Below are 19372 nucleotides of genomic sequence, written 5' to 3' on the forward strand. Positions count from 1 at the left end.
AACAGATTTAATTGCTTCAATTAAATTCATGGTTAATTCATTTCAGAAGGGATAGTCTACCCGGACAGGGCAGACTTGATTACCTGTTCTATCATACATTCCCCCCTGACAATTAATCCACCCTGCTTATTAAGGGGGGTTAGGGGGGATCGGATTCGGGAGCAGCCTCATAAAAAATTGGTATAAGACTTGCGAAAAACACGTGGTTTATGCGATCGGATTCGGTTTTGCAGCGAGACACCCACAAAAAACCGGGTTTTTAGATTTTCCCGGTGCGTCAGTTTTTTTGGCTGTACAATTTTACCAATTTTTTTTGAACATCAATCAATACTTGACTCGCTGTCATTTTACTCTGCTGCTCGATCGGAGTATTGGGCGGCAGTTGCTTGAGAATGTCGCAAGATGAATTGTACATTTTAATAGCTATATTTAGCTTACCTTCTTTATGGTATATATTCCCGAATTCGAGATAAGCTGAAACAAAAGATGGGCAAAGATAAATAACTTTTCTTAAATATATTTTAGCGGTTTCCAAGTCGTCCTGTTCTTCAGCAATCTGAGCTTGCAAATAATAAGGAAATACTGACATAGTATCTAGCTTGCTAGCTCGCTTGCAGTATTCTACCGCCTGAGAATACTGACCTAAATTTGCATAAATTTGAGCGAGCAAATAATCAGCATCAAAATTTTTAGATTGCAGGTGGAGCGCCTGTTTTGCTTTAGCAATTGCCTCAACATAAGCTTTATTTTTAAAACAAGCTTTTGCCTCTAATACAAGCATCTGGGGCGTTTTGCTATCAGCTTTTTCGGCTGGGATTTGTGGGGGCAAACTAGATATCTTCTTGTTGACCCGATCGCCCTCTACATAGCGACTTCGCAGCATCTTTCCCAGCCCGGTACCTGCTGTTAACAGCGACAGCGACCCGACATCCCCAAAATTGCCGTTAGCAAAACTAGCTGGCACCGTTTCCCCTTTCCTCGGTAGCAACTGACCGCTATTGTCGCCCAATTCCAATTTGTTTCCCGATTCCCCAAACGCCGATTTTGTTTTAGATTCTGGTACAATCAAAGACTTTCTTTTACCTGGTTCCTCCTCTAGGACATTCTTGGCTTGATAAACAACCGACTCCGGGAAACTCTTTGGTTGAAAATCGTCGATCGCGTGACTGTGAATTTCAGCGTGACCAGTCATTAAATATCCTCCAGGTCTTAGCGTTTTGGCAAACTTTTTCAATACCTGTGAAATATACTGAGCTTCAAAATAAACAAAAACATTTCGGCATAAAATCAAATCCATGTTATGAAGATCTGTGTAAATATTCGGAAAATTATCTGTCACTAAATTCACAGATCTAAAGCTGACAAATTCGCGCAAGTTCTTGTCTATTTCCCAATCGGTTTTCCGCTGAGAGAAATATCGATTTTGCAGTTCCGGGTCAACTAAGCGAAAAGACCAAGGGCTATAAATTCCTCGCTGGGCTTTTTCTATTGCTGCTTGATTGATATCAGTACCTAAAATTAAAATTTTCCATTTGTCCCAATCGGGAATTAGTTGGTTTAAAATAATAAGTAAAGAATAAGGTTCTTCGCCAGTCGAGCAGCCGGCACTCCAGATTCGCAGTCTTGGCTTAATTCCCAATGTCTCGTGCAATTTTATTTTGCGTGCGATCAATTCCGGCAAAATCACTTTTTCTAGGAGCGAAAACTGTCCTTTGTCGCGCATGAAATAACTTTCATTGGTTGTCAGCAGCAAGGCTAGTTCTCGCCATTCATTTTGACTTTCCGGACTCGAAGCCACTAAGATTTGATAATATTTGTCGGGAAAGGCTATTTTTAAAGCTTTCATTCGAGTCAAAATTTTTCGAGAGAAACCCGATCGATCTTGCGGGCGAATTTGTAAACCCGTGTGAGCGGCAATTAATTCAATAAATAGCTGAATTTCTGCATCATTCATGTCAACTCTGGTAAATATAGCCTTTCTCAAAAAAATAAGGTACTCACGGGCATAGGGCATAGGGCATCGGGCATTGGGCATTGGGCATTGGACATACCTCACCACGCTTGAGAACCGCTATATGTTTATTTATGATCTGTTATTATGGGGGGTTGGGAATTGGGGGTTGGGAATTGGGAATTGGCCCGATCGCACTTACAGAAAATTTTACCAACAGAGATAATATTATATCCGGTCGGTATAGTAGAAGATTGGGGTCTACGCAGTGTACCACGCTACAAGAATCATGGTTAATTGACGCCACTTGAGATCCAAGGCAAAAGGTAGAAAACAGACAGCAGTATGAAAAAAATCGGCCGTTTGCCTTCTACCTGCTGCCTTCAAGGGGTAAGGTGCGATCGCGCACCCTACATGATGCCGATTCTAGATCTAGGGCTGTTCAGGCTGGAAAAATCCGCAGGCGGCGGTTTGGTTCTTCCCCAAAACTGTGGGATTTCAGGTGATAGTGTTCCACAAGTTCGTGCTGCATTTTGCGGACATTGGGAGAACGGGGTAAGAGTTCCACCGGCTGTCCCTTGGGAATGACAATTTGCTCGACGGCTAAGCGGGTTTCTTCAAGAGCTTCGAGTTCGTCAGAAGTACCGCTGCGGGCGAATAAGGCGAGGTCTGCCACTTCCGGGGTGCCCGGGTCGTCCATGTCCAACAGGCGCCGCAAAGCTCTCGCTACGTGGGGAATCGTTCCAGCTTTGATTGTGTGCAGGGGAACTTGGCGAGTTTTGGCCAAGTGCCTCAATTTTGACTGGTTCCGCACGTTCGATCGCAAAGCCAACACCACGTCAGCACTTTCAATATCCTTCGTCAACTGCACCGGCAGGTTCAGGGTGGAAATCACCTGTTCGAGCTGGTGGCGAGCTATGCCGTAAGGATAAACGTGGAGGGGCAAATCTTCGCCGTTAGGGCCGACATTCTGGGAATAACGACCCCGCTGCTGCGGTACAGGTTCCACGGACAGGGATTCTTCGAGGAGTTGCTCGAAATACCGAGTCTCAGGAGCTACCGGCGCGCTGTTAGCAGCAGCAGCGAATTTCTCGTTTTGAGGCGGCATCGGCACCATTTTCCCGGCACTCCGCCACCCAGAAATCGGTGTGACTGGCCGCATTGCTGATACCGCAGCGGGGCCTGAGGCGGAAGCTGGCATCCCTGGGAACCGGGCGGGGGGAGATGCTGATTCCCGCTCGATAATTACTTCTCCGCTGTCGCTGACGCTTCTGATTTGCTGGTTCGGTTCGCGTCCCCGCAGCAGGCTGTCGATCGAATCTGAGACTCGTTCGTGGATTACCCACTTTTGGCGTTCGAGCATTTCGATCGCAATTTCAAAAGTTGGCGGTGATTTGCGTTCCAAAACTGTCTTTTGAGAACCGCGGCGCCGGGCCTCGTCATCTCCCAGCGTCACCGCTTGGATGCCCCCAATTAAGTCGGCCAGAGTTGGATTTTTCATCAAGTTTTCGATCCGGTTCCCGTGGGCGGTACCGACCAATTGCACGCCCCTTTCCGCGATCGTCCGAGCGGCCAAAGCTTCTAATTCCGTACCGATTTCGTCAATCACGATCACTTCCGGCATATGGTTTTCCACTGCTTCGATCATGACTTGGTGCTGGAGTTCGGGACGGGAAACTTGCATTCTGCGGGCTCTGCCGATCGCCGGATGCGGGATATCTCCATCTCCAGCAATTTCGTTGGAGGTGTCGATGATTACCACCCGTTTTTCCAAGTCATCGGCGAGCACGCGGGCGATTTCCCGCAAAGCCGTAGTTTTGCCTACTCCCGGGCGGCCGAGCATCAAAATTGATTGACCGGTTTCGACTAAATCGCGGATAATGCCGATCGTCCCGAACACAGCGCGGCCCACCCTCAAAGTCAAGCCGATAATCTCGCCGCTGCGGTTGCGAAGGGCGCTAATTCGGTGCAGGGTTTGCTCGATACCGGCTCGATTGTCGCCGCCGAAGTTGCCGACTCGATCGATACAATAGCTAAGGTCTGCTTTGGAAACTGGTGTTTGGGAAAGAGGTTCGGCCAAGGATGGAAAACGAGCTTCTGGTAGGCGGCCCAAATCCATCACAACCTCAATGAGATTGTTGCGCTGCGGGTGCTGCTCTAAGGGCTGCCGGATCTCATCTGGCACGATGTCTAATAGTCTGTTGAGGTCGTCTGTAATCTGCATTCGCCTCGGTGTGTTCGGTTCAGTGGACAATGGACAGTGGACAGTTGACAGTTGACAGTTGACAGTTGACAGTTGACAGTTCGCGGATTGCGCGTGGGGTTATAAACCCGGTTTCTACGAGTTTTGCGAACTGGAACGAGAAATATACTAAGAAACCGGGTTTCACCAGGGTGCAAGTGCGATCGCGAAATCGCAAACAACAGTTATTCGCTATCAGTTGTCAGTTTTTTTGATTAACAACTAACAACTAAGAGAGGGCGGGCACGGGGGCACCGCCCCTACCAACTACCAACTAACAACTAATAACTTTTGATTTGAGAAACTAGAGAACGAGCTAAACTCACCGCCTCCGAGAGAAGTTCTGGGACGGCTTCGAGCTGAGTCAACCGAGGTGTTTGAACTTCGGCTGCGCCGCAAGGGACTGCTACCGGAACGGCACAAGCTCGATCGGTTTGCATTGTTTCTAATTGTTCTAAAATTGGCGATAGCAAAACCCTGGCATAGCTGCCGTAAGCTACACCTGCAATGTATTGGACAGGAGGAACCGACAAATTTTTTCCGCCATCCAAAAGCAGTCCGCAGGCTCTGAGCTTGCTGACAGTGCGATCGTTAGTACCGCCTGCAAGTTGGACGTATCCCGGCAACCGGGCAGCCAAAACTTTTTGACCGAGTTTGACCGCGGCTCTAGTAGTTCCGATTCCAATATCTCCACTCATCGGCCTACCATCGGTTTGCCAAATTAGAGGACAAGGAAGGGGGGAAATTATTTGATAGAGTGTCCGCAAATAATCAATCAAACCGTCTCCATCGGGGCAACTAATTGCGATTAACTTGAGTCGATCGACCCACGGAGCTATGCTCGACCAAAGTCGTGCAAAATCTGCCTCTCTGCCTACTTGCGTGTGAATTTCTAGGGCGTCCGCACCGGATTGTAAGATTAAAGGTGCGATCGCCGCCGGAGCAGACACGTAAGAACGAGTGTAAATCAGTTGGCTCGGACAAATAGGCAGACAGCGACCGCAGCCATAGCACTGCTTGTCTATCACCCCGGAAAAACCACCGCCGCTAGCACCCTGAAAAACTATTGCTTCGGCTGGACATATTTTTTCGCACGGCCGCCAGCAGTCCGTCGGACAATCGGCTGGGTTGAATTCGGCTTTGCGAAAATGCGGGTCTTCCCCATCGTTTAAACTCACCATCAGCAAGGGCAACCCTGTGCCGCCAAACCTGCGGTTTTGAGTTTTTGCCTGTAATTCGCTGGCAACTTGTAGGGCTTCTTTCGCTGCTGCGACGGCGGCGGGATCTGCCGCGACATCAATACAGTCAGCACCTGCTAAGGTGTAAGCCAATGTGAGATTCCGAACCGCCGGCAGGTGTTGAAAGCTCGCCCCACATATCAGCTTGAACCAATGACCATCTTTTAATGAGTTTAGTGGATGATAATGTTCTGGCACCGCTTCTAAAAACCTACGCATATCTGGGCATAAATCCGTAAATACGGGCAAGTTCAACTCTACGGTTTAAGTTCGCTCGATTAGAAGCGTATTTCTACTTGGTTCCCTTGCCTCGTGACTCAAGTTCCTTGACCACTAATCCCCAGTTAGAGATACTGAAACGAATTTCAGTACGAGACTATTGAGTATTCAATTTTTTGATGATTAGTTAGTGTCAAGTGTTTGTTTGGTTTTCATGCCAACTAAGCTTTAACAACCCGCACTAATCAAGCGTACTCTTATTATGGCATGAATATCTGGGCATTGCTCCACATATTTGCACAGATCGGCCGATATATTACCGACCAGCACCCAACCCTTATATGCTAATCCTTTCAGCTAAAAATTACTATATGAAAATTTTTACTTGATTTTAAAATTTCGGTTGATACAAGCTGGAAACGCTACTGATAGCAGTAGCTATGGCGCTGTTGGCTCTATATGTAGAGGGCTACCTGATTTTTTTTTCTAAATTTGATTTTTTCCAGAGGCGTTGCCGAGGGGGAATTTGTCGGGCTGGCGATCGCTTTTATTTAATAGTAGACCTTCAAACATAGCATATTAGACCGGTTTTAGCAACGATACAATCAGCCAGAGATTTTTTGGAGATTATTTAACTGGTTCCCAGGCACAGCGAAAGGAGCCTATCTCATATTATGTCCCGTCGATTACCATAACAAAAACGGTTCGTAGTGCGGACTTCAGTCCGCGGCATAAGAGCGGACTTCAGTCCGCACTACGAACAAAAACGGTTCGTAGTGCGGACTTCAGTCCGCGGCATAAGAGCGGACTTCAGTCCGCACTACGAACCTTACTTGCTCTTCCTCCGGATATGTGTTACCAGGCACAGCCTAGTAACGAGCAGACAAGGAAATATTTCAACTGTTTTAGGCTTAGGTTGATATCAATGTGTCCTCCATGAATAGAACTCAATTCATCTTCGTTAAGCCAGCGATTCAACTAGCTAGAATGCTTGCTAAGTCGCTTGTAAGCCGTAGCCAAAGCATTACTGTCACCGACATTTCCAGGAAACAAAACGACTGGTAAATCGGGAAATAGAGGATGATCTGGCTCAGTTTTTACAACAGAACAACCTGGAATAATTTGACCGATTTGCCTGATACTTTTCAGCGACAAACCTGTACTCAACACATCATTAGAAGTAATCCCGCCCTTGCTAATTAAAAAACCGATGTCAGCAGGTAGTCCCCGCACGACATCCATCAACAAAGCAGAAACAGCAGCACCAAATTTTAACCGGACTTCGGCATTTTCAAATTCTAGTTCTTGGCGGCTGGTATAAATTACAGGCGTTTTGCCATCTGCATGAGAAGTGCGAACTTTTTCCAGAATTTCATTGAGGAGTTGAGCGCGAGACTCTGGCGAATCTTCTACTAACTGAGATACATCTATTTCAATGCTAGCTGTATTGGGTTCTTCTAACAAGCGTTCCAATTGATCGGTCGTTTTCTTGACGTGGGAACCAACTATTACTGCACCAGGTTTGCCGTCTTTCACGTATTCTGCCATTTCGTCGGCTGCTACCGGCTGGTTGCCGAGGTCAGCTAAGGATGTTAAAATACTCGCCGCGCTGCGGAATAAAAACTTTTTGCCTTGACTGGCTGCATCGAGAATGTGTTTGGCAAATGTGTTTAAATCGCCTTGGCTTTCGCCGTCAACAACTGCACATTGGTTGTCTGTCATCTCCATCAATCTATCTAAACTCCCGTAGCGGATGTCGGCGAGTAAAATGCGATCGACAGTATCACTATGAATTCGACCTTGGGTTTTTTCTTCTACGTAGTCTGGCAGGTAACTGTGATGGTAGCCGAAGACTGAATCTTTGGCAAATTCGGTTTCGTGCACGGGGGTTTCGACACTGTTAACCATCAGGTAATGCACGCTGTTGCGGGTAATTCTGCCTCCTTCAAAAAAGGCGGGAATTAGAAAATGAGCGTCGAAGGGGCCGAGCTCTTCGGCGATTACATCGGTTTCGATCGGATAGTGACCGCGCAGGGTAGAATCGGAACGGCTAACGATTAGGAAGTCTTCGATTTCTTCGATCGCGATCGCCCTTTTGAGATTTTGGCACACTTCGCGGGTGACGGACGCTGCTGTTTCGGGAGTCAGCGATCGAGTATTTGTCAGTATAAAAAAAATCGGGGACTTGTCCCGCAGTCCCAAACGCAGGGTTTCTTCGTCCCAACGTGTCAGCAGCAAGCAACTGTGCACGGTTTGAGAACCCGTGGGATCGTCATCGAGAACTATAATCTTTGGTTTGGTAGAAGACATACTGACCTGGTTGTTAACGTCACCTTTCTAACATATCCTGACGCCGTTAGATCCAATCAAAAAATTTACAATTCGGGAAATTTACAATTCTGGTTGTATTTCTTAACAATTCTCTTGACACTCCCCGGCGTGAATGCACGGGGATTCTGAAGATATTGCGATCTTAATATCCTTTTGGATTGCAATATTTGCAACATTTCTTGTGCTGTTAAGTCACTAATATTGTTTTGCGACATACAGCACTCAAGTCAAGCTGATTAAAATATTCCGATGTGAATAAACTATCATTTTATGCTCCGCTTACTCGATCGAGAACTGTTCCAACATTCTTCTTCGATCGAAATTACGCAAAAACTCGATGTTTGGTACGCAGTGCGATCCTCTTCGAGGGCTGCGCTAACAACCTATTTACGTAATCCAAACGGTTGGCGATCGTCCAAACCTCCGGGAACCCGGCGCGCGTTCCCTTGCCACACATACCCCGATGCAGCGATCGCTTTTCCCCAAAAAGCAAACGTGGGGACTTTAGGGCTTAGGCTTGGAGTGATGCTCTATTGTTGAGTTTGTTAAGAAATACTAAAAAATCATGCAGTAATGCAGTAACAGTGGAATAATAGTTCATCAAATAAATTGTTATCCAAACACAAAAGCTTTATTGTTTGCACTCTCAAAATTAAAGGCGATCGCGAAAATATGTCGCAGCGCTGATTTTTTGGTTTGGCTGCAAGGTGAAAAGTTTAGAGCAAGTATTTGTGGCGATCGCTCTTTGTGCTCTCGTGGTAATGTTCGGGTGTTTTCTGCTGAAAATTCTCATCGATTTGTTTCGATGTAGTTAAGATGCTTCGATCGGGTGCAGTGAATAAAGCATTATCTACTAATTCCTTCAACTCCAAATTCATGTAATTCGGTATGCAATGAAATATTTGATATTGGGATTAATCGTCGTCCCTTGTTTTCCCATGAAGGCGATGGCGCAACCCGTCACCTATCCCGCTGCTGATTCGGTGCAAATTGCAGCTAACAGAGCACCTGAAAAAGCGATCGATGAGCTAACAGACTTTATTTTCTACGATCTGCATCCACAATTGAATCGTCGCAGAATCCGCCCTAACGAAACGCAGTATATTAACGAATGGGCTGCCATCAGAAAAGTGGTGAGCAGTGATAATTTGGTGTACGAGAAGGAGTGCGGTAGAAACCTGAATAATAATTACCAGTGGCAGCTTTCCTCCTACGATGGTTCGGGTTTGGCAAGGAATGCGTCGCCTTTATCTAGTCCTGTGTTGAACAAAGTAGCAGATGCCATATTCTACCTCCGTCACCCCGAATTGGACTACCGCAGAATACAACCGACAGAGACTTCCTTGGCGTCGCAGTGGTTGCAAATCCGGCGGGCTATCAGTTCCTTGCATCCTTGTTACTGAAGCTGCATCTATTACCTACCAATTCAACTATTTATTTTAGGAGAAAGAAAGAAAAATGGCTACATTTGAAGTTGGCAATCTGACAAATACCCGCACTTTTAACGACTTTGTAGGCAATGCGGAACCCAATGATTTATACCGTTTTAAGCTTACCGATGTTGGTGACTTTCGTTTGTCGTTGAGCGGTCTGAGTCAAGATGCTTATGCAGAACTCTATCTAGACTCCGATAACAACGGTCTGGCGGATTCCAGCGAGTATATTACCGATAGGTTTGGTAGCAGCGGTTCCACTGCTTCAATTACTCGCAGCTTGGGTGCAGGCACTTACTTTGTTAAAGTCAGAAACTCAGGTGGCTCTGATACTCGATATACTCTGAACCTGTCTAACACCCCCACTGGGATAGGAGATCCGGCCGGTAACACTTCTCGAAATGCTCTTAACATAGGTGTTCTTAGCGGTACTCGCACTTTTAATGACTTCGTAGGTAGAGCTGACCCAGCAGATTACTACCGCTTCAATCTTAATAGCGTTGCTGACTTTAATCTCACTTTAAATGGTTTAACTCAAGATGCTTACGCGGAACTGTATCTAGACAAAAATAACGACGGTTTAGTGGATTCCAGCGAGTATATTACCGATAGATTTGGTAGCAGCGGTTCCACTGCTTCAATTACTCGCAGTTTGGGTGCAGGCACTTACTTTGTTAAAGTCAGAAACTCAGGTGGCTCTGATACCAAATACACCCTTGCCCTATCTAATCCTACCTCCAGCCAAACACCCAGTCCAACACCCAGTCCAACACCCAGCCCAACACCCAGCCCAACACCCAGTCCAACACCCACTGCCAGAATTATTACCGACGTTAACTTGTTGGACACTTTTAACAGTATATCTGTAGCAGCATCTAGAGGTGTAACTAACAACCAGTTCCGCTCATTAACGGCTCAAAATGATACGGTTAACTTGCCAGAAAACAGCCCTTCTCAATTTCCTGGTGGCGTACTTGCTCTCGGAGGAAATGATACCGTGCTGGGTTCATCTGGCAATGATGCAGTCAACGGAAACACTGGCGCAGATAGTTTGAGAGGTGCTGGTGGTAACGACTTGCTACGTGGTGGCAAAGATGAAGATCGGATTTTTGGAGACGACGGAAATGACATTCTTAGCGGTGGCCGAGACAACGATACGCTTGAAGGTGGCTTAGGTAATGACTTTTTGCGAGGTGGCCGAGACAATGACTTGTTAATTGGCGGTGACGGTAACGATATTTTGATTGGTGATATTGGTTCGGATACTCTTACTGGCGGTGGTGGCTCAGATACATTTGTTTTGATCGTTTCTTCTGAAGCCGGACAGCGCAACTTTAATTTGGCAGATCGAATTACTGATTTTGGTCAAGGAGATCGAATTGCGATCGCAGGTAACATTTCCCTAACTGAACTGCGCTTTGTTGCCTCTGGCAGCAACACATTAATTCAGTTAGCTAACGGCGATATTTTAGCGAATGTTCTTAATAGTTCGTCTGGATCTATCCAGACCGCTACTTTCACTGTATCTCTGACAGATTCAGCCTTGAACTTAGGCTAGTAAACCAGCAGGATTCATTTGGGGCAGGGCTGTTGTATAAAATCCATAAGCCCTGCCATTTTAATCATTAACCGAATGATATTTTTAGATGCAGTCTCACCCAACTTAGGAATTATCTGTAAAGCTTTGTAACAATCGATCGGCATTTTGCATAAAAGTAGCGGGTTGAGGCTGACAGATAAATAGAGGGCTTTGGGTGTTGCAGCAGTTGCGGTGCGGTAAGGTGCTTGGGTGCGGAACAAGGCATTTTAGTAAACAGAGAGGAAAAAGTGTGAAAGGGCGATCGATTTTGACCTTGATGGTTTGGTTGGCGCTGTTGGGTACTGCTTCGGTATCGGTTTTGGCACAAGGGCCGGTTCCATTGACAAACCAACAGATATTGGAGGGGCGATCGCAAATAATTGCTCAACAGCCAAAATCTCGACTTATCACTTGGAGGGAATTTGTAGAACGGGGTGGCAGGCGTTTTGTCAATTACGATTACAACCTACCACTTGAGTTTAGGAATGGCTATGTTTACATCAATCCAGGAGCCGATAATACTACAGCTTATATCCTCAAACAAGGTTTATCTAGCTATCCACCAATCAAAAGTGGAATAGGAGAAATTGATTATGCTGCGGCAGATAGGTATGTAAATTCTGGCAAAGCAATCAGATTTTATTGGGGAGGTGGTGCAGGTACTTATCAAACTTATGGAAAAGATACTGAAGTTAGATTTTTAGATCGACCAGGCACAGGATGCTTAAGGCTTAGTTGTTTGGTAGCCCCTTTTATGACTAAGCAGCAAATCCGTCGTATTCTGCATTCGGAAAGAGAAATAAAACAAAAAAATTGAGGTAAATATGAAAGTGCGATCGATTTTTAGCTTGATAACGAGTTTGGCAATTTTAGGTGCTGCTTCCTGTTTCTTAGAAGGAGTAGCCAAAGCTGAAACCCAGACAGCCGAATCTGGGAATGTGAGAGCAGAAGTTTCCTTGGGGCGAAGAAGCGGGCTTTGCTCGCAAAACCCGCGATTGAGATTGGTCCGCAAAGGTCAAACAGTTTTCAATGAAGATATACCGAAAAAAGAAGTTGGTTACTGTTGGTTGTTAGATATTCAAGTTCGGGATTTAGATAAAGATAACGAGCCAGAGATTATATTAGATGTATTTTCTGGTGGCGCTCACTGCTGCACCTCATCTTTGATTTACCGCTACGACGCTCGAACTCAAAAATACACGGCGATCGCCCATCGTTGGGGAAACGGCGAACGCTACAGCATTGAAGATATAAATAGAGACGGCTATGTAGAATTTGTTTTTAGGGACGATCGCTTTGCTTATAAGTTTGCGTCTTATGGGGGTTCGTATTATCCATTGCAAATCTGGCAATACAGCCAGGGGAAAATGACAAATGTAACCCACCGCTACCCTCAAGCAGTTAAAAACCATGCCGCTCAACTATGGCAAAAATACATAACAACCAAACCTCAATCTGAGGTAGGAAGAGCGATATTAGCAGCATATTTGGCTGATAAATATTCCTTGGGGGAAGGTGAGGATGGGTGGCGGCGGGTGCAGGAAGTTTATAAAGAGAGCGATCGCAGTCAATTTTTTACTCAACTGCGAAAGTTTCTGGGAGAGACTGGTTACATTCGTTAAAAAAGGAGCAAGATCGATGCGAAAGTTAAACAGTTCAACTAAATTTCTTACCTTACTAATCGGCACAATTGTCATTTTTGCGGTTTTTGTAACATCAGTCAACGCTCAAATACAACTAACAGAGCGATCGAAACTAGCGCTTAATGGTATCAGTCCGATTCGAGTTGGCATGACAGTTGATGAAGCATCGCGGGCTGCGGGAGTTAGATTCGTGAAAACCCAAAGTGGTGGTCGTACTGAAGAGTTTTGTTCTTATTTTGAGCCGCAAGGGGGCCCAAAAGGAATTAGCTTTATGGTGACAAAGAGCCGCATTGCCAGAATTGATATTAACAACAACCTGCGGTTTACTACAATCAAAGGTGCAAAAATTGGGGATACTGAAGACAGGATTTTCTCGCTATATCCGGGGCAAATTAAAGCAACACCTCATCCTTATGTAAGTCGCCCGCCTTACAATGGGAAATATTTAACTTTTGTACCGAAAGATGCCGCTGACAAAAACTACCGCATAATTTTTGAGACCAGCAAAAATCGCGTAGATAGCTTTCGTTCCGGTCAACTTCCTGAAGTTGAGTATATCAATACTTCGGATAGTTTTAGATTTAGTCGAGCCTCCGAAACCATTGCTGGCTATATGCTGGACTATTTTTCAAAGGTTTAAGTTCAGCGCTAAGTTTCAGAAAATACGTAAAAAATGGCAGGGCTTCCCCCGTAAGGCTTACAGGGCTGTTAAAAAACTGCCCGAAGTATTGGTATATAGAAGGCTGTTTTTAATCCCACAAGTCATTTTCTTTGCCAAACAGACGGTAAGTTTATACTGCTAACAATCAAACAACAAGAAAATGAGGATGATTTTTATGAAAGGGCGCTCGTCACTCATCATTACAATTAGTTTAGGCATTTTAGCTGCTACATCGTTACCCATTATTGCTCAATCTGTCCGATTCCCAACAGATGCAGAACTGCAAGAATTAATCGAGAAATTCCGCCGTTTTGCTGCTTCCCCACCCGGCGGCGGTCGTGGATTGTATAGCACAGATCGGCGCGATCGCGTTCAGATTCAGCAATTAACATCCTTTGTAAAAGCTTGGTCGCAAATCGACACAGCAGCCGCACCTTTCCTCGGTCAATGGACGGCATTAGAAGAAACAAAAAGTATTTATCCATCAAATGTCAAAGGTCGCGTTTGCATTATTGACGGTTTTATTCCTAGTGAAAATAACATAGGATTTAGGTTCGGTATAGGAACTGTATCTAAGGGTAGAATCAAAACTGATAGCTACCTACTCATTAATGAAGGAAACTACCTGGGAGGTGTCTTTGTTTACAACAATGAACCTGGTATCTATGAATACGCTTGGCCAAAACCCCTGACAAATCCTTCTGAATTGATGCGGAACGTTCCCCCAGCTAAGAGAAACCAGTTGCTTCAACAGTTTAAAGAAGCTGGTTGTACAGCTTCTTTGCCCAAAAGACAGTAAAATTATAGCGATCGAATAATTCAAACAGAGAGAGTATTTATGAAAACGATGCAGCAAAACTTATGAAAAACAAATCGCTATTGAGTTTAATAGTAAGTTTGGTAATTGTCGGAATCGGAGTATTTGCACCAATATCTGCAATTGCCGAACCCGATCCTGTATTCAAACCCATTATTGGCGAGATTAGAAACAAACTTCCCAGCAACTTAGTCTTTCGGCTGCCCAGTCGCTTACCTGGATCTATTACGAATAAAATATCTCCCCAATTAACATTTGATGTCAACAGCGAACGCGCTTATCTTGCCCTCGAAGACAAGGACTGTCCTCCACGCTTTAGTAGAGGAGGAAGAGGTACAAGGGGATATAATCTAGTTTGCTTGCGTTTCTCAGTTGCCTCAAGCACCCTTGCATCGAAATATTATCAAGATGATAGACAGCGGGGTTCGGCAGCAGATGCTATTGAACTATCTAGAAACCAAAATGGCTACCATTTTCAAGGTGCAGATTGGAATACAGTATCGTGGGTTCAAGATAATAATTATTTCAAAATATATTCTGGCTCTGTTCGTCGTAATGAATTAATTGAGATTGCTCGTTCGATGGTAGCTAAGTCTCAGGTGATAAATGGGCGATCGCAAACTGTCGCTCAACAGCCAAAGTCTCGACTTACAACTTGGAGAGAATTTGTAGAACAAGGTGGGGGACGTGAGATCCGTACTGATTACGACTTACCTGAAGAATTTAGGAATGGTTTCGTTTACTTTAATTATAAACTTAGTGCTATTCAAGCGTATATTTTTAAGAGCGGTTTATCTAGATACCCACCTATAAATGGTGGAATAGAGTCAATTGACCCTGCTTTAGGAGAGAAGTATGTAAAATCTGGCAAAGCAATTAAGTTTTACTGGAATTTAGGTAATTCTGGTTTAAGATTTGCCAATGACACTCAAGTTAGATTCACAGAAAAAGGAACTGGTTGTTTTAGGACTAACTGTCTCACAGCTCCTTTTATGACTAACGAAGAAATCAGCCGCATTCTACGTTCAGGAAGATCGATTCCATAAAAAAATTGAGGTAAATATGAAAATGCGATCGCCAATCACCATCACCATCATCACAGCAATCCTAGCCACCAGCATCCCAGCCGTTTTCGCCCAGCGACAGCCATCAGCCAACGAAATCTACATAGATAAAGATTGTCGCCGAAACCAGCAACTACAATTTGACAAATTCACTGTATTCAATCAAAGTGAGTTTACAGCTAACGGTCAAAAATATTTATTTTACGCAGGCCGCTATCAAGATGGAGCAGTTCTTTTATGTCTATCAAAACCAAATTTTAACCAGCCAAAACCCATAAGGGAAAAACAAATACCAGGTTTTATTGACAAAATAGTCCGAGATGTCAACAACAAAGCTGCCTTTATAATCATAGGAAGAAATGGAAATGGTTTATATGTAAGCGTGACAAATTATGGCTTAGATTTAAGCAATCCCGATCGCCCAAAAGTCACATCCCTTTCCATCCTCCAGCAGCGAGAAACCTTAAAAGAAGGCGAATCCCGCGAACACACATTTCAAGGACGTGCAGGTCAACCTGTCACAATTTACCTCAACAGTGGAGGATTCGACCACAACATAACATTGTTCGACACCAGTGGCAAAAAGATTGCCGAAAAAACAAGCAACTCCCAGCGTCCCGCAGAGTCTACACTCACCGTGAAATTTCCCAGTAACGGTACTTATAAAGTAGTTGTCAAAGGAGGCGATCGCACCAGCAAAGGTACTTACACATTAAGCGTTAATTCTAATCAGTTGTAACTAAACTTAAACCAACCGCTAAGCCAACTCAAAAACAGGTGTTTCAATATAACTAAATGTTAATTTGTAAATACACGATCGGCACTTGCTTTGAGTCTACGATCGCCTGCTTTAATTGCAGAGTTCGAGATCGCTAATGCTGCATAAGGTTGTCTTTTTTTAGATGTAACCTTATATAAAATACCATTCGATTTCCATTGCACTGTAGACCAACAGGCTGTACCACCACACCAGGTAGTAACTAACGCTCTTTCGTCACTCTCGTCATATAAAAACCTGGAACTTTTACACCGAGAGACTTTCCCCTTTTGAGCTTGAGGTATGGGTTCCTATCAGTTTGCGATCGCCAGATTGCCCATTGAGTATAAGTTTCATCAGTTGGCTGCAATTTTTATTTTTCTGGAGTGACAAAAGAGCGCTAAAGCCTGGGAACTATCAGACAGCTTTACCTGAATGTACTTAGGAGTATAAGCAGGGTTTGAATCAGCGGGAAGTCTCTGAAATTCCTTTCCTTTTTGGGCGCTGATTGAAAAGCGAAAAGCCGCATTTCCAACATCTCCAGGTATATTGTTAAAAGTGACATCGTAGTCAGCATCTGAAGATGCGCTAGATACAAAAGCATAAATAGTTTCGTTGTTATCAAATTTATATTTTTCGACAGTATCTTCAGATGGTAATAAAATAGGGATATCCGTTTTTTGGGCAATTTGTGAAGCGATGGATTGGATGGAAAAGGTGGAAGAGATTGCCCCTTCGATCCCCACAACTACCACACTCGCAGCTAAAACTGTCAGAGTGAACGAGTAACCAATCCAAGAAGTAGCTTTAAACATCATCAACTCCGCCCCACGGTACACCAATAATGACGGCCTCAACTTTAACCTTCCAATAACTCGATCTATCAGTTGGTAGCTATAGCAATCCTAAATTATTAAAGGGATAAGTAGACCAATATAGCAAACATAGCACACCAAGATACCCAATTTTTTTAAGAAGTTGTTATCTAAAAGCGATCGCGTTTTACGTTGCTCGCAAAATCTCGATTTTGCAACTCTTTCATTTCTGATTGAACTCTTAAGGCTAATTGCAAAGCTTCGTTTAGCAATCGCCCCTGCTGGCTCGATCGATCGCTAATTTGCAGGGCATTCAAAGTTCTTAAATTATTGGCAAACAGTTCTGAGTTAGTATCGACAAATTTTTTGTTTTCCCTGAGAATCCTCTCGGTTTTCAAAGCTCGAACTAAATCTTCTCTGATGAGCTGCAAGGCTTTAATAACTTTTGCGCGATCGCCTATTTTGACGTTCGGGTTGCCAGCATCTTCGATCCGGTCATTAATTTCGATCGCTTTGATTATACCATTGTAGCGATCGACATCATCAAAAAGATGAATTAAATCTTGGTTCCGGCTGCACCAAATTTTCCAGGCATCTTCCAGGATCAAACCGGCGATCGCACCCAAGTGCAGGGCCAACCACAACAAATAAACCCTAGGAAATATCAATACCAGCAGCCAACAGCTAATTAGAACCAAAACAATTAAACCGACTGTTTTTAAAGCTTCGCGGGCAAACTTAGTCGCAGTCGCAGGCCGGTATACGCGATCGGGCCCCGCGCCGCTGAGGTGCTTGATCTCACCGACAGTAATTTCTAATCCCTGAATGTCAGGTCGCATAAATCTTCACAAATATTTGTTAAATATAAAGTTTTCTTGTAGAACAAAGGGCTCGTCTACAATAAACCTAACACCTTTTTTAACCAAAACCAAACTATGTCCGCACGTCCTATCTACCTCGACAACCACGCCACAACCCCTGTAGACAAACGAGTAGTTGATGCGATGCTGCCCTATTTTACCGAACAATTCGGCAACGCAGCCAGCATCAACCACGTCTACGGCTGGGAAGCAGAAGCAGCGGTAAAACAGTCACGACAAATCATAGCAGAAGCGATCAATGCCTCTCCTGAAGAAATTGTTTTTACTAGCGGTGCAACGGAAGCAAATAATTTAGCGATTAAAGGCGTCGCTGAAGCCTATTTCAGTAAAGGAAAGCACATTATCACAGTACAAACTGAACATAATGCCATTCTTGATCCCTGTAAATATTTGGAAAAATTGGGGTTTAGCATTACGGTTTTACCTGTGAAAAGCGACGGACTAATTGATATTGGAGATTTGATTAAAGCGATTAAGGCCGAGACAATTTTAGTTTCTGTGATGACGGCTAATAACGAAATTGGTGTGATTCAGCCGATCGCCGAAATAGCTGCAATTTGTCGCGGAAATGATATTCTGTTTCACACGGATGCGGCCCAGGCGATCGGCAAAATCCCCCTCGACGTAGAGGAAATGAACATCGATCTGATGTCTTTGACGGCGCACAAAATCTACGGGCCAAAAGGCATTGGTGCTCTCTACGTCCGCCGCAACAAGCCGAGAGTGCAGCTAGCCCTACAAATGCACGGAGGAGGCCACGAACGGGGAATGCGATCGGGTACTCTCTACCCACCGCAAATAGTAGGATTTGCTAAAGCAGTAGAGTTAGCAATTTCGGAAATGGAGGCGGAAACAGCACGAGTTGTAAATTTGCGGCAGAGTTTGTGGGAAAATTTGAATGAATTGGGCGATGTTTATATCAACGGTCACGCGACGAAGAGATTGCCGGGGAATCTTAATATTAGTGTAGGCGGTGTTGACGGTCAAGCGCTGCTGTTGGGTTTGCAACCGGCGGCTGCGGTGTCTTCTGGTTCTGCTTGCACTTCGGCGAAAATATCTCCTTCTCATGTTTTAGCAGCGATCGGGCGATCGGACAAGTTAGCTTATGCTTCAATTCGGTTCGGGATTGGTAGGTTCAATACTGCTGCTGAAATAGATGCAGTGTCTCAACACGCGATCGCAACTATTCAATCTCTCCGCCAAGCTCAAAAAGTCATGAGTTAGAAAGAGTATTCGGCGGTTGAAACCGTGTCTACATAAACGAATTCCGCCTCCGCGGACTAAGAGATTAAGGGGATTTTTAACCCAGGTTTGGTATTAAAACTTTCCGATTTCTTCAGTCCGCGCAGGCGGACTTTGTTTGTGTAGTAGCGATTTCAATCGCCGAGTATAGTCAGAAAAGGGGTTTTAAAATTTCCGATTTCTTCAGTCCGCGCAGGCGGACTTTGTTTGTGTAGTAGCGATTTCAATCGCCGAGTATAATCGACACCAATTTCAATCGCCGAGTATAGTCAGAAAAGGGGTTTTAAAATTTCCGATTTCTTCAGTCCGCGCAGGCGGACTTTGTTTGTGTAGTAGCGATTTCAATCGCCGAGTATAATCGACACCAATTTCAATCGCCGAGTATAGTCAGAAAAGGGGTTTTAAAATTTCCGATTTCTTCAGTCCGCGCAGGCGGACTTTGTTTGTGTAGTAGCGATTTCAATCGCCGAGTATAATCGACACCAATTTCAATCGCCGA

The 19372-nt window shown here is 44.6% G+C and carries 17 protein-coding genes; 9 read left to right on the forward strand and 8 right to left on the reverse strand.

Annotated elements, in window-relative coordinates:
- Positions 1–277: 277 nt before the first annotated feature.
- The 6 genes from QZW82_RS28670 to QZW82_RS28695 all read right to left on the reverse strand — a co-directional run bounded on the left by QZW82_RS28670 (position 278) and on the right by QZW82_RS28695 (position 8859).
- Entirely contained in the window at positions 278–1954 is a 1677-nt protein-coding gene (locus tag QZW82_RS28670; RefSeq protein ID WP_293156634.1) for a CheR family methyltransferase, read from the reverse strand.
- Between the two features lie 439 nt (positions 1955–2393).
- Positions 2394–4175, reverse strand: coding sequence for a R3H domain-containing nucleic acid-binding protein (locus tag QZW82_RS28675; RefSeq protein ID WP_293156637.1), 1782 nt, complete (start codon positions 4173–4175; stop codon positions 2394–2396).
- Between the two features lie 299 nt (positions 4176–4474).
- Entirely contained in the window at positions 4475–5650 is a 1176-nt protein-coding gene (gene ldpA, locus QZW82_RS28680) for a circadian clock protein LdpA (RefSeq protein WP_366665104.1), read from the reverse strand.
- A 978-nt stretch (positions 5651–6628) separates the two neighbouring features.
- Positions 6629–7960: a four-carbon acid sugar kinase family protein gene (locus tag QZW82_RS28685; protein WP_293156640.1), complete on the reverse strand. Its 1332-nt coding sequence runs from the start codon at positions 7958–7960 to the stop codon at positions 6629–6631.
- Positions 7961–8303: 343 nt separating this feature from the next.
- The gene (locus QZW82_RS28690) at positions 8304–8474 is read right to left on the reverse strand and encodes a hypothetical protein (protein ID WP_293156643.1); all 171 of its coding nucleotides are present in this window, start codon (positions 8472–8474) and stop codon (positions 8304–8306) included.
- A 223-nt stretch (positions 8475–8697) separates the two neighbouring features.
- On the reverse strand, positions 8698–8859 hold the full coding sequence (locus QZW82_RS28695; RefSeq protein WP_293156646.1) for a hypothetical protein: 162 nt from the start codon (positions 8857–8859) through the stop codon (positions 8698–8700).
- A 15-nt stretch (positions 8860–8874) separates the two neighbouring features.
- Between QZW82_RS28695 and QZW82_RS28700 the strand changes: the two genes are divergently transcribed.
- The 8 genes from QZW82_RS28700 (at position 8875) to QZW82_RS28735 (ending at position 15917) form a co-directional block, all read left to right on the forward strand.
- On the forward strand, positions 8875–9384 hold the full coding sequence (locus QZW82_RS28700; RefSeq protein ID WP_293156649.1) for a hypothetical protein: 510 nt from the start codon (positions 8875–8877) through the stop codon (positions 9382–9384).
- 55 nt (positions 9385–9439) lie between these two features.
- On the forward strand, positions 9440–10972 hold the full coding sequence (locus QZW82_RS28705) for a calcium-binding protein (RefSeq protein WP_293156652.1): 1533 nt from the start codon (positions 9440–9442) through the stop codon (positions 10970–10972).
- Between the two features lie 271 nt (positions 10973–11243).
- Positions 11244–11810 carry a hypothetical protein gene (locus tag QZW82_RS28710; RefSeq protein WP_293156655.1) on the forward strand — a complete coding sequence of 189 codons (567 nt, stop codon included), beginning with the start codon at positions 11244–11246 and terminating at the stop codon, positions 11808–11810.
- A 7-nt stretch (positions 11811–11817) separates the two neighbouring features.
- The gene (locus tag QZW82_RS28715) at positions 11818–12615 is read left to right on the forward strand and encodes a hypothetical protein (RefSeq protein WP_293156658.1); all 798 of its coding nucleotides are present in this window, start codon (positions 11818–11820) and stop codon (positions 12613–12615) included.
- Positions 12616–12631: 16 nt separating this feature from the next.
- Complete coding sequence (locus tag QZW82_RS28720) at positions 12632–13276, forward strand: hypothetical protein (RefSeq protein ID WP_293156661.1); 645 nt, start codon at positions 12632–12634, stop codon at positions 13274–13276.
- Between the two features lie 196 nt (positions 13277–13472).
- Complete coding sequence (locus QZW82_RS28725) at positions 13473–14096, forward strand: hypothetical protein (protein WP_293156664.1); 624 nt, start codon at positions 13473–13475, stop codon at positions 14094–14096.
- Positions 14097–14158: 62 nt separating this feature from the next.
- The gene (locus QZW82_RS28730) at positions 14159–15160 is read left to right on the forward strand and encodes a hypothetical protein (RefSeq protein ID WP_293156667.1); all 1002 of its coding nucleotides are present in this window, start codon (positions 14159–14161) and stop codon (positions 15158–15160) included.
- Between the two features lie 22 nt (positions 15161–15182).
- Positions 15183–15917 carry a PPC domain-containing protein gene (locus QZW82_RS28735; RefSeq protein ID WP_293156670.1) on the forward strand — a complete coding sequence of 245 codons (735 nt, stop codon included), beginning with the start codon at positions 15183–15185 and terminating at the stop codon, positions 15915–15917.
- Positions 15918–16291: 374 nt separating this feature from the next.
- Here QZW82_RS28735 and QZW82_RS28740 read toward each other — a convergent pair whose 3' ends face one another.
- Positions 16292–16753 (reverse strand): hypothetical protein, encoded by a 462-nt coding sequence (locus QZW82_RS28740; RefSeq protein ID WP_293156673.1) that lies wholly within the window; start codon positions 16751–16753, stop codon positions 16292–16294.
- A 167-nt stretch (positions 16754–16920) separates the two neighbouring features.
- On the reverse strand, positions 16921–17589 hold the full coding sequence (locus QZW82_RS28745; protein WP_293156676.1) for a hypothetical protein: 669 nt from the start codon (positions 17587–17589) through the stop codon (positions 16921–16923).
- 96 nt (positions 17590–17685) lie between these two features.
- Here QZW82_RS28745 and QZW82_RS28750 point away from each other — a divergent pair, with 96 nt between their 5' ends.
- A complete protein-coding gene (locus QZW82_RS28750) occupies positions 17686–18855 on the forward strand; it encodes an IscS subfamily cysteine desulfurase (protein ID WP_293156679.1) in 1170 nt (389 codons plus the stop codon).
- Positions 18856–19372 lie beyond the last annotated feature (517 nt).

Origin of the sequence: Microcoleus sp. bin48.metabat.b7b8b9.023, from assembly GCF_013299185.1 — a bacterium.
Classification (GTDB): Bacteria; Cyanobacteriota; Cyanobacteriia; order Cyanobacteriales; family Microcoleaceae; genus Microcoleus.